We start from the raw sequence: 11,634 nt of genomic DNA on the forward strand, positions 1-11,634 counted from the left end.
TACCCTCTATCCTTGTTTTTGCATTAGCGACAAAAAGACGTTTTTCAAAGCTTCTCCATGAGGTTCCGTCAAAGTAGTCAAGTGCAATGCCCCTCCAGTAGAGGATGTTTTCGTCAACCTTTTCCATATTGGCCCTGAATATGATACTCGCATCTTCCTGAATATTCGAAACCTCACCGAGCCTTACTCTATCGGTGAATCCTGTTTTCGCCCTGTCGGGCCTGTTGAGAAAATCGAGGAGCGGATACTGGGTGCGGGGCAAGATAACAAACATCACCACGGAAAGCGGAATGGCCAGAAGTGGTATCCAGAGACATTTTACTATCAATTTCACCATTGATCTTTTCGAAAATTCCAGCGTGTTGTCCTGCGCGTAGTAGGTGAGCAGTACGAATGCGACGGAAAGAAGAAAGATAAGGATAAGAAAATAGATAACAAAGTCGATGCCCAGTGTCATAAGCCCCAGGCCTGACAGGAGAAATAATGCGATGGCGTATATCTGCATGTAGTCCCGGACCTGTTTTTTTTCGAGGAACTTTATCCCGAGCAGCACGAGGAGGGCTTCGAGCGTCTGTGTTATGAGCTCGCTGGAATCAAATTTATAGAGAAAGAAAAGGATAACAAGGACAGAGAATACGGTCAGTATCCAGCGCGGTATATAAAAGCTCTTCCTGTATTCAAAGTATATAGAGATAAGGAGCGTGAAAAGAAAGAAGATAGAATACCCGCCGTAGATATGCTCGTAGATACCGACGAATCCTATGATGCCTATAAGATAGGAGATGATGTTCACGGCATATTCTATTTTGATCTGCTGGATGTTTTTTAATATCATACCGCCACACCGCCGGAATTCGTATGAACGGGATCGTTCTTTGTGTCATTGTCGTATAGTGCAAGTTCTTTCAGCATGCTTATTTTATGAGCGTAGGAGGTACCAGGTTCATAAAATCTGTTGTTTATCTTTAAACCGATGGGTATATTCTTTTTCAGCAAGTGGACGATCGAATAGGCGATGCATGATATCTTTTCTTCTATATCCCTGATGGTGACCTTTTCAAAATCGATAACGATCGGCCGGTATGTGAGGGTTGAGAGTTCTTTTGTCTTCAGTTTTCCTGTTTTTGCTGTTGCCTTCCAGTGAATGTATTTGAGCGGGTCTCCATGGACATACTCCCTTATGGAGACAATATCGGATTCAAAGCCGATCTTGTCTGAAGCCTTTTCTCCTTTTACCTTTTTATCTTTTGCGTAGAGCGCATAGAGTTCGCAGTGTCTCAGTTCGGGGAACACAACGACATCGATATTACCCTCCAGTTGACGGAAGCGGGTAAAAAAATTGAAAGGGAATACAGAGTTGATCGTGGATCTTTTCAGGTGATAGAGACCCCGCTTCGGGAGAGAAATACTGACATACTTAGTTGCTTCCCCTCTTGTATCGGTGAAAGGAAAAAGGGTTTCAAAAAAATCTGTCTTGAGGCGTATGAGAAAGGCCGGCAGAAACCTTCTCAGGTTTCTGATCGTCACCTTTACGGGGAATTTATTGTGCGCGTATATCTCCTGCGGGAAATCGATATGTAATGCAATCTTCGACAGATTGTTCTTACCGAATATGCCGGAGATGCTCATGAAGCTCAGAAGCGCCGATACGATCATGTAGATGAGGTTATTGCCGGTATTCGCGGCGGCAATGCCGAGGAATATTGTGAGGAGGATATAAAGAAATCCTGCCTTGGATATCTTTATTACAGGGGCGCCGGTATTTCGTCTACTAAAGATTTTATAATCTCCCGTTTGTTCAGGTTCTCATACTCTTCCTTGAATATGACCCTGTGTGGAATGGTGTATTCGGCTAATTCCTTGATATCCTCGGGGATCACGAAATCTCTTCCACGGAAATAGGCATTCGTTTTGGCGGTGTTCGTAATCGTCAGAGCCCCTCTTGTTGAAAGGCCGGCTGAAAGGTACCCGTTACCCCTTGTTGCCTGTATGATCGAAAGGGTATAATCGAGGATCTTGTCAGATATGTAGATCTTTTTGATGATCTCTTCCTGTATGTGCATGACCTCTTCGTGGTTCATTACAGGCTCGATAAGGTAGATCTCTTCCCGTTTGCTGCCGATCTTAAGGATCTCCTTTTCCGCATCCCTCGATGGGTAGCCGATACTGATCTTCATCATGAACCTGTCAAGCTGTGATTCAGGAAGCGGGAATGTACCGAACTGTTCGGCAGGGTTCTGTGTCGCGATGACGCAGAAAAGCTTCGGGAGCTTGTATGTTTTCCCTTCTATGGTAACCTGTTTTTCTTCCATAGCTTCGAGCAGCGCGCTCTGTGTTTTCGGTGTTGCCCTGTTGATCTCGTCGCAGAGGACGATGTTATTGAAAATAGGGCCGGGATGAAATTCAAATTCTCCGGCGCTTTTGTTGTAAATGGAAAGGCCGGTAATGTCAGTGGGCAGGAGATCGCTCGTGCACTGGATCCTGCCGAAGCTTAACCCAAGCGACTTGGCTATGCCGATTGCAAGGGTTGTTTTCCCGAGGCCGGGCAGGTCTTCAATAAGGAGGTGCCCCCTGGAAAAAAAGGATATGAGAGAAAGGCCGAGGGCCTTTTCTTTACCCTGCAGGTAGTCTGACAGTGATTGTGTTATATATTCTATCTTGTTGATCTCTTTTTCCATATCATTCCTTATATGCTGTTTCATCTTATATGCTGTTTCATCTTATATGCTGTTTCATAATAGTATCATATTTTTGCGGGAAACGCCTTTGAAAGCATCACGTTTGACAAATAACCGGTTTTCGTATTCAATTATAATGTAATGTTTATAATACCGGAATTCCCGAATTTCAAGAGTGTCGAGCTGCAGGACCGGGAATTTCTCCATAACAGCCTCTGGCGTTATAAGCCGCAGGTTTCCGAATATACCTTTACAAACCTTTTTATCTGGCGATCCCATTACGGATTTGAATGGTCTGTATATAAAGACTGGCTGCTTGTTACCTGCAGGGAGAGCGATGGCGATGTCTGCGGGGTCGGGCCTGTCGGTCCGCCTCCGAGGAAAGATGCGACGCTCATGTTCCTTGATTGGATAAGAGAGAGAAACGCGCGAAAAGGCGCCAGGATAGAGCGGGCAGATACAACGCTTGTTTCGGAACTGGAAGGTGCCGGGGGTGTTGCGTGCGAGCCGGCCCGTGATCATTTCGACTACGTGTACCTCAGGGAGGAGTTAGTGCAGCTCACCGGAAGCAGATACCGTTCCAAGCGGAATCATATAAACCAGTTGTTTCGTTCTTACAGCTTTTCCTATGATGATTTACAGGATAAACACATTGCGGATTGTCTTGAGCTCCAGGATAAGTGGTGTCTGCAAAAACGCTGCGAGGAAGATATGGACCTTCTTGGCGAGTGGGAAGCAGTAAAGGAGATCCTGACCAATTTCCATGATCTAAAGGTACATGGCGGTGTCATTAAGATAGGGGGCAGGGTAGGGGCTTTTACCATAGGTGAACTCCTGAACCCGGAGACTGCCGTGGTACATATTGAAAAGGCGGATCCTGAGATACCTGGCCTCTATCCGGTCATTAACCAGCAGTTCTGTGAAAAATCGTGGCAGAATGTTACCTACATAAACAGGGAACAGGACCTGGGGATACCGGGCCTCCGCGAGGCCAAACTCTCCTATTACCCGCACCATTTTATTGAAAAGTACTCTATCCGGCTGATATAAGGCAGTCGATAGTCGATAGTGAATAGTAGATAGTCGAAAGACAAAAGAGACAACTCCTTAGGTCTGCTTTTTTTTGCCTGCTATCTACTATTCACTATTCACTATCGACCGGTTTATCACTGCCTCTCTTGTTATTCACGCCAAACGAATGTATTATAGTATTATAATGCAACGCATGGGCTTGTCCGTAAGAATCTATGAGAAAAGGAGACGTTGACATGGACGGATTATCAGACAATGAACTGCTCCGTTATACGAGGCAGATTATCATGCCCGCTGTCGGGGAAGACGGGCAGGAAAGGATAAAACAGACAAAGGTATTCATAGCGGGCCTTGGCGGACTTGGCTCCATATCTTCGTATTATCTTGCCGCTGCCGGGATCGGCTGCCTGAAGATTGCGGACAGGGATAATGTAGATGTGACCAACCTTAATCGTCAAATCCTTCACTGGACGCAGGATATAGGTTCTCCAAAAACATCTTCGGCAGAGACGAAACTTCGTTCTCTTAATCCACACATTCATATCGAAGCGATACAACAGGAGATCTGCGCAGAAAACATCATCGATATTGTGGGTGATTGTTCGATCATCGTTGATGCTACCGATAACATGGAAACCAGGAAGGCCCTTAATATTGCCTCCGTGAAGATGAAGATACCCTTTATCTACGGGGGGGTTAATGGTTTTAACGGTATGGTAACGACCTTTATCCCGGGAGAGACACCATGTTTTCACTGTATCTTCCCTTATGAGACAAAAAAGGGAGAAATCATAGGAGTGATAGGCCCTGTACCGTGTGTTGTCGCTGCGCTCCAGACAATGGAGGTGTTAAAGATCATCCTGGGGATGAAGGGACTCCTTGCAGGCAGACTGCTCTATTTTTCATGTGTTGACATGACCTTCCGGGAGATCAGGATTGAGAGGAACCCTGATTGCGAGGTCTGTAAAAGATAATAAAACTGTGTACAAACTATTTATTTTAATACGATAGGACCTGTCGACCACCATTTTATCAGATATAAAATTATTGTAAAATTACATTGTTATACTCAATGTGTAACTTAAATAATAAAAAATGTGCGCATTATACAAAAAAACCTTGTCTTTTTTCGAATAAAAAATGTAAAAAAATAATCAGACTGTTTTTCGCGGGGGGATAATAATATTGAGGAGAAGATATGGGGGAAGGTTTTTCAACAGGTGGAGAATGGATTAAAGGGGGACTGATAAACTTTGGACTTGATTCATTTAAAATGCTGGCGGACTCCATTGCTGATTTTATCTGGGTAAAAGACAGAGAAGGAAGGTTTGTCCTGGTCAATCGGGCAATGAACGACCGGATATTCCGCGAAAAAGATATTAGCGAGGTTATTGGCAAAACTGATGCAGAGATAGCGCTGCCGGTTCGGAATGCCGGATGTCAGCATGATTTTGATAAGAAATGCACTGAAAGTGACCTGATAATATACGAGACAAAAACACCCCGGAAGTTTGATCAGTATGGATATTTCAAGGACAATTTTATGCACTTAGAGGTATATAAGACGCCGATTTTTGGTACTGAAAATGAAATAATAGGCATTGTCGGGCATGCAAGGGATATTACCAGATACGTCACTGCTCAGAGGGCGCTTGAGGATTCCCAGCGACGATTAGCCGACATCGTGAATTACCTGCCGGACGCCACCATGGTTATTGACCGTGCCGGGAAAGTCATTGCCTGGAACAAGTCTATGGAGAAATTCACGGGAATACGGGCAGAGGATATCGTCGGGGCCGGTGATTATGAGTACGCGATCCCCTTCTATGGCCAAAGAAGGCCTATCCTGGTTGATCTGGCACTAAACATCGGGGACAAGACCATTGAGGAACAGTATCCTTCGGTGGCGCGCGAAGGAGACACACTTCTTACAGAACTCTTCGTGCCTACATTCGGACAGAGAGGGGCATATATATGGGCAAAGGCAAAACCCCTGTATGATATATCCGGTGATATTGTCGGTGCGATTGAAACGGTCCGCGATATAACAGAGACGAGACTGGGCGAAGAAGCGATCAGGCAATCAGCAGAAAAATACCGGACTCTTTTTGAAGAATCGTTAGATGTTATCTTTATCACAACTCCGGGAGGAAACCTGATTGATATCAACCCCGCCGGGGTAAAACTTTTTGGTTATGACTCCAAAGAAGAGTTCCTCAAGGTTGACATAGGCAACGATCTTTACCTGAGTGAGGCGGACCGGCATTTTTACAGGAAAACCATTGAGAAAGAAGGCCATGTAAACGGCTTTGAGCTTACGCTGAAGAAAAAGGACGGACGGAAGGTTACCGTCTCCCTGAATGCAACCGCGGTGTTTGACGAGAAAGGAAAGATCATGGCTTATCGCGGCACGATGCGGGATATAACGAATCTAAAGCTTCTCGAACAGCAACTGCTGGAGTCACAGAAGATGGAGACATTGGGAAGACTCGCGGGGGGTATCGCCCACGATTTTAATAATATCCTCAATATTATCCTCGGCGGCGCACAGCTCATCAAAATGAAAACCACATTTGACGAAAAAACAAACGGTTACCTGTCTTCTATTGAAAAGGCAGTGTTTCGCGCATCGGATTTTGTAAAGCAACTCCTTGCTTTCAGCAGACGCCAGACCTTGAATTTTGAGGTTGTTTCTTTAAATGATATCGTGGCCGATTTTACAAAGATGGTCAACAGGGTAATAGGCGAAAACATAGAAATGAAGATAGTACCCGCTGCAAACATGACAAAAATAAACGTCGATATTGCGCAGGTGCACCAGATATTGCTTAACCTTGTTGTCAATGCGCGTGATTCCATGGCAGAAGGTGGAACGCTCACAATATCGACGTCCTCTGAGATTGTAGATGAAGAGTTTTGTCTTGCACATGTTGACGCAAAGCCCGGCAGTTATGCGGTGCTTACTGTTTCAGATACCGGTGAAGGTATTGATCCGGAGACTGTGAAGAAGATCTTTGAGCCTTTTTTTACAACAAAGAGATCCGGGGGAGGGACAGGGCTCGGTCTTTCTGTGGTATACGGGATCGTGAAACAACATGGAGGATTCGTTACCGTGGAGAGCAAAATTGGTAAGGGGACAATATTCGGGGTGTATTTCGCTTCGGTGGACAACGCAAAACAGGAGGAGGTATCCTTTACCGAGCCCGTTCCGGGAGGAACCGAGCAGGTACTGATCGTAGAGGATGATACAACGTTGCGCGAGATCTCGTCGGAGATGCTCAACGTGCTGGGTTACAGGGTAATCCTTGCATCAGACGGTGAAGAGGCGCTTCATATCTTCCGGGAAAAGATGGATGAAATAGACCTTGTAATTATAGACCTTGTCATGCCGCGATTAAGCGGTAAAGAAACATATACCCTGATAAAAGGTTTAAAACCCTCTATCAAAGCACTTTTTATTACAGGATATCAAATAGGCAAAGCTCACACGGATTTTATTGTCGAACAGGGCCTCGACGCGGTTCAAAAACCTTTTTCCGTTGAGATACTAGGGAGAAAGGTCCGCGAGGTGCTCAATAAAAAGGCGTAACTGAAATCGTATATCGTATTCCGTAGATCGTATATCGTAAAAGGTGAAAGGCCCTCGTAATTCGTGAATCGTAATTCGTAATTGGGTGAACCCGGTGAAAGGTAAATGCGTCATTGCGAGCGGAGCGCGGCAATCTCATTAATAATTCATACCCTATGAGGTCGCTACGTCGCTTCGCTCCCCGCACCTTGTGCTTTTCCACTTACGTCTCACGAATTACGAATTACGGTTGTTCTCGGCTCACGACTTACGGATCTATTAAGCTGATCGCTGAAGTTGTCATACCCTCCAGGGTGGCGGGGAGACGGGCTGCACGAACTCTATCAGGTAGGGTTCGTCCCATGTGATATCCCGCAGCAGGATATCACGAAGCCCTTTCAGGGTTTTTGTCCTTTTGGCCCTGATCCCAAAGGACTGCGCGAGTTTTACAAAATCAGGACTGTTGAGCACCATAGACCCTGTTTGATTATAGCGGTCGATCATGGCGTCTTCCAGGATCCCAAAACTATTATTATTATGTACAAAGACAACAACGGGTATGCCATATCTTTTCAGTGTTGCAAGCTCGCCTATCGCAGGGAGTATACCCCCGTCCCCGCACAGCGCAAGGCAGGGCCTGTCAGGTCTTCCTATCTTTGCGCCGATGCTTGCAGGCAGGGAATAGAATATCGGTGATATACCGCGGGGCATCAGGAAGGTGTTTTGATGATAAACAGGAAGATAGTATTCCGCCCAGTATGATGGGGTATTGAGATCGCATACTGTTATTGTGTTTTCCGGAATGGTCTCCCGCAGAAGCTTTGTTACAGCGCAGGCAAAAGACCTTTTAAGGAGAGAGGCTTCTTCGTCGGACATGAGGTCTTTAAGATGCGATAGATCCCATTCGAACTTTTTACCTTTAAGAACCCGGTAAAGCTCATCGAGTATCTCTTTAAGGTCTCCAGTAATGCCGAGCCGTGTCGGATAATTTTTCCCTATCCATTGGTCGTCGATATCGATATGGACCAATTCCCGGATCTTCACCCCTCTTCTTTTTGCATCCACATCGCGCAGACGTGTTCCGACGGCGATAACGAGATCAGCTGATGCGACCATATCCCGCACAACCCCTTTTTTCATAACATTGCCAAAGGAATATGGACTATCTTCCCGTACGATACCTTTGCCACCGGTGGTTGCGAGGAAGGGAATGGAAGCGCCGAGACAGATACGCTCAAGGGTCTGCTGTATATTGTTCAGCATCAGAGATTTCCCGCCGATCATGAGAACCCTTTTTTTCCCATGGAGGATCTTTTCAAGATCGGTGATTGTCCGGGAAATCTTCATCCTGTTTTTTGCAATCCCCGTTGTACCCGTTTTCTGAACGTTGAGGACCAGTGACACGGGGAGTCCGGCGGATACCTTTTTTTCGAATAAGACGTAAGGTATTGATACGACGACAGGGCCTTTCCTTCCCGAAAGGGCGGTACAATAAGCTTCCGTAAGGGTTGATGTTATGCGCCCGGCGTCATGGATTGAAAAGGTCTTTTTTGTAAAATGTTTGAAGATGTTTTCAGGTTCTTTGAGCTCATGGAGTATACCTCTGCCTGTTTTTTTTCTTTCCGTGTCTGTGTGTATGATCATAAGTGGAATATCGTCGCCGTAGGCCTCCATACAACCGGAAACAATATTCCCGAGGCCGGGTCCCGGAGTAACAATAACGACGCCGATGTTTCCTGAGGCCCTGGTGTATCCATCGGCCATGGATATGATGCCGGATTCATGTCTGCCGATAAAGGTTTTGATATTGTTTTGATTTTCAAGAGCTTCGTCAAGAGGAAGAGTGTGAATACCGGGTAAATGGAAGACATTCCGAATCTTATTTTTTTTAAAAAACTCTATAATCGCTTGTTTACCAAGCATCTATCACCTGTTGTCATTAGTTTAGCATACTGAACTTTAAAGTTAAATAAAATTTTACTTGACAAGTTTTATATATATTTTGTTTAATTAAATAAACTTTTTGTGAGTATTTACTGTTATTATGAAAGCTGACGAAGCAAGCATAGGTGAACGGATAAAGATGTTGAGGCAGGCGAAGTCTCTTACCCAGGAAGAGCTGGCCACAAGGGCAGGTCTCACGAAGGGGTTTATTTCACAGGTTGAGAGGAACCTGACCTCCCTGTCAGTAGAAAGCCTGATAGGAATACTGGACGCCCTCGATGAGAAACCGTCAAATTTTTTTAACGGGGTCTTTGACGAAAAGATTGTTTTTAAATTCAGAGACCGGGTTGAGCTGGAGAGGGAGGATGTCAGGAGGTTTCAGATACTTGTTCCTGCCGCACAGAACAGACTGATGGACCCTGCATTGCTTGAACTGGATGTGGGAGAGAGGACGCCGGAAGAAGAACCACATGAGGGCGAGGAATTTGGTTTTGTGTTTTCCGGAGGTGTTGAGGTCGTGCTGGGTGGAAAACCTCACCGATTGAAACGGGGTGAATGTTTCTATTTTAAGGCGACCAAAAAACATTATATAGTAAACAGGCGAAAGAAAAAGTCAGTTGTGTTATGGGTATCTTCGCCTCCTTATTTTTAGTACCCTTCGGGGATAAAAGGTTCGAGGGAGGTCTACGGGTTGAAAGCATTAGGAAGACATGTATTAACAGAGTTTTATGATTGTGACAACGCGGTTTTGAACAGCGTGCGCTTGATACAGGAATATATGGAACAGGCAGCGCAGGCGGCCGGAGCCACTATCGTCCAGAGCATGTTTCATGTATCTAAACCTCATGGCGTAAGCGGTGTCGTTGTAATAGCTGAATCCCATCTTGCCATCCATACGTGGCCTGCCTATGGCTACGCGGCAATAGACCTTTTTACCAGCGGTGAAGATGTGGACCCGTGGAAGATCTACGCGCACTTGAAGAATAAGCTCGGTGCCGGGCAAGTCTCCACAGTGGAAATGAAGAGGGGTCAGCTGGATTTGTTAGGCAAAGAAATCGCCCACGAACCTTCTGGGTACTAAAGAATTTGGGAGGTGCGAAAAGTGGTTATTAAAACGCCTGTAAAATTTTTTCTCGTCAGCGGTTCATCGGAAAACTTTTTGCAGTGGAGCATTCGGCAATGGCAGAAGGAAAGCTTGTTATGGAAAAGTTGTCAGGATCAGTGCTGTGTTCGCCGGCATGGTACTGTGGGATCAGATTAAATTGGAGAATTTGAAAATGACACCTAAAAAGATATTTTTTACAAAAGGGGTAGGCGTCCACAAAGACAAACTGTCATCCTTTGAGGTTGCGTTAAGGAATGCGGGCATTCAGAAGTGTAATCTTGTTTATGTGTCGAGCATATTTCCGCCGAAGTGTAAAATTATTTCAAAGACTGCCGGCCTGAAACTTCTCGAACCCGGCGAGATCACCTACTGCGTAATGGCCCGGAATGCGACCAATGAACCGAATCGTCTTGTTTCTGCAGCAATCGGCTTTGCATGGCCAAAAGACTACTCACAGTATGGTTATCTTTCCGAACACCATGCCTTCGGTGAAAAGGCCATTGTTTCCGGTGAATACGCAGAAGATCTCGCAGCCACGATGCTTGCAACGACACTCGACATTCCCTTTGACCCAAACCAGGCATGGGATGAGCGCAAGCAATTTTACAGGGCGAGTGGTCATATATTCAAAACAAAACATATGTGCCAGTCCGCAGAAGGAAATAAAGACGGCCTCTGGACCACGGTATTAGCGTCAGCCGTTTTTGTCATGGATTGAGATGCCAAGGCTTCCCCTGAGTTTCTGCGGGTTACCTGACAACAGCACTGATTACGCGCATGCCTCTATAGTTATACTGCCGATCCCTTTTGATAAAACCAGCACATGGTTGAAGGGCGCCGATAAAGGCCCTGCGGCTATAATCGAGGCGTCCCGGTATCTCGAATTCTACGATATAGAGACCGACAGTGAGGTCCTGGGGAAGGGAATTTTTACTGCCAGGCCCGTCCGTTCAGCCTCTTCTCTTGCCTTGATACAAAAAACCGATTCGGTAGTCTCAAAATATCTGAAAGACAAAAAGCTTGTCGTAACATTGGGGGGCGAACACTCCGTTTCTATTGGCGTTATCAAGTGCTATGCGAAGCACTATAAGGACCTCAGCGTATTGCAACTCGACGCCCATGCCGACTCCCGCGACTCATACGAAGGAAGCCCTTATAACCATGCCTGTGTTATCGCGCGTGTAAGGGAATTTACCAGGAACATCGTCTCCGTGGGAATACGCAGCATGGATGCCTCGGAACGCCCGGGCATCGACAGTAAAAGGATGTTTTTTGCGCACACAATACACAATTCCGACAAATGGATA

11 protein-coding genes are annotated in these 11,634 nt (G+C 45.8%); 7 read left to right on the forward strand and 4 right to left on the reverse strand.

What is annotated here, in order from left to right; genetic code table 11:
- From PHU49_09230 to PHU49_09240, 3 genes are all read right to left on the reverse strand, one after another.
- Window positions 1–835 (reverse strand): DUF3488 domain-containing protein (locus tag PHU49_09230; protein MDD5244185.1); only part of this gene is annotated, 835 nt, incomplete at its 3' end.
- Complete coding sequence (locus PHU49_09235) at window positions 832–1,656, reverse strand: DUF58 domain-containing protein (GenBank protein ID MDD5244186.1); 825 nt, start codon at window positions 1,654–1,656, stop codon at window positions 832–834. The genes PHU49_09235 and PHU49_09230, both read right to left, overlap by 4 nt.
- Before the next feature lie 89 nt (window positions 1,657–1,745).
- Complete coding sequence (locus PHU49_09240; GenBank protein MDD5244187.1) at window positions 1,746–2,702, reverse strand: MoxR family ATPase; 957 nt, start codon at window positions 2,700–2,702, stop codon at window positions 1,746–1,748.
- A gap of 117 nt (window positions 2,703–2,819) precedes the next feature.
- On the opposite strand from PHU49_09240, the gene PHU49_09245 reads away from it, so the two are divergent.
- The 3 genes from PHU49_09245 to PHU49_09255 all read left to right on the forward strand — a co-directional run bounded on the left by PHU49_09245 (window position 2,820) and on the right by PHU49_09255 (window position 7,299).
- Entirely contained in the window at window positions 2,820–3,728 is a 909-nt protein-coding gene (locus PHU49_09245; protein ID MDD5244188.1) for a phosphatidylglycerol lysyltransferase domain-containing protein, read from the forward strand.
- Between the two features lie 218 nt (window positions 3,729–3,946).
- The gene (locus tag PHU49_09250; protein ID MDD5244189.1) at window positions 3,947–4,684 is read left to right on the forward strand and encodes a HesA/MoeB/ThiF family protein; all 738 of its coding nucleotides are present in this window, start codon (window positions 3,947–3,949) and stop codon (window positions 4,682–4,684) included.
- Window positions 4,685–4,908: 224 nt separating this feature from the next.
- Window positions 4,909–7,299 carry a PAS domain S-box protein gene (locus PHU49_09255; protein MDD5244190.1) on the forward strand — a complete coding sequence of 797 codons (2,391 nt, stop codon included), beginning with the start codon at window positions 4,909–4,911 and terminating at the stop codon, window positions 7,297–7,299.
- A gap of 279 nt (window positions 7,300–7,578) precedes the next feature.
- Here the strand turns inward: PHU49_09255 and PHU49_09260 are convergent, their stop codons facing one another.
- A complete protein-coding gene (locus tag PHU49_09260; protein ID MDD5244191.1) occupies window positions 7,579–9,201 on the reverse strand; it encodes a thiamine pyrophosphate-binding protein in 1,623 nt (540 codons plus the stop codon).
- A gap of 121 nt (window positions 9,202–9,322) precedes the next feature.
- On the opposite strand from PHU49_09260, the gene PHU49_09265 reads away from it, so the two are divergent.
- From PHU49_09265 to PHU49_09280, 4 genes are all read left to right on the forward strand, one after another.
- Window positions 9,323–9,874 carry an XRE family transcriptional regulator gene (locus PHU49_09265; protein MDD5244192.1) on the forward strand — a complete coding sequence of 184 codons (552 nt, stop codon included), beginning with the start codon at window positions 9,323–9,325 and terminating at the stop codon, window positions 9,872–9,874.
- A gap of 39 nt (window positions 9,875–9,913) precedes the next feature.
- The gene (speD, locus tag PHU49_09270; protein MDD5244193.1) at window positions 9,914–10,303 is read left to right on the forward strand and encodes an adenosylmethionine decarboxylase; all 390 of its coding nucleotides are present in this window, start codon (window positions 9,914–9,916) and stop codon (window positions 10,301–10,303) included.
- Window positions 10,304–10,499: 196 nt separating this feature from the next.
- Window positions 10,500–11,045, forward strand: coding sequence for an arginine decarboxylase, pyruvoyl-dependent (locus tag PHU49_09275; protein MDD5244194.1), 546 nt, complete (start codon window positions 10,500–10,502; stop codon window positions 11,043–11,045).
- A gap of 1 nt (window position 11,046) precedes the next feature.
- Window positions 11,047–11,634 (forward strand): arginase family protein (locus PHU49_09280; protein MDD5244195.1); only part of this gene is annotated, 588 nt, incomplete at its 3' end.

It is taken from the genome of Syntrophorhabdaceae bacterium, from assembly GCA_028713955.1.
In the GTDB taxonomy this organism is placed as follows: Bacteria; Desulfobacterota; Syntrophorhabdia; order Syntrophorhabdales; family Syntrophorhabdaceae; genus UBA5609.

Excerpts from the sequence above, each read along its gene's own strand:
- PHU49_09235 (MDD5244186.1), bottom strand. The coding sequence starts at position 1,656 with ATGATCGTATCGGCGCTTCTGAGCTTCATGAGCATCTCCGGCATATTC.
- PHU49_09240 (MDD5244187.1), bottom strand. The coding sequence starts at position 2,702 with ATGAAACAGCATATAAGGAATGATATGGAAAAAGAGATCAACAAGATA.
- PHU49_09245 (MDD5244188.1), top strand. The coding sequence starts at position 2,820 with ATGTTTATAATACCGGAATTCCCGAATTTCAAGAGTGTCGAGCTGCAG.
- PHU49_09250 (MDD5244189.1), top strand. The coding sequence starts at position 3,947 with ATGGACGGATTATCAGACAATGAACTGCTCCGTTATACGAGGCAGATT.
- PHU49_09255 (MDD5244190.1), top strand. The coding sequence starts at position 4,909 with ATGGGGGAAGGTTTTTCAACAGGTGGAGAATGGATTAAAGGGGGACTG.
- PHU49_09260 (MDD5244191.1), bottom strand. The coding sequence starts at position 9,201 with ATGCTTGGTAAACAAGCGATTATAGAGTTTTTTAAAAAAAATAAGATT.
- PHU49_09265 (MDD5244192.1), top strand. The coding sequence starts at position 9,323 with ATGAAAGCTGACGAAGCAAGCATAGGTGAACGGATAAAGATGTTGAGG.
- PHU49_09275 (MDD5244194.1), top strand. The coding sequence starts at position 10,500 with ATGACACCTAAAAAGATATTTTTTACAAAAGGGGTAGGCGTCCACAAA.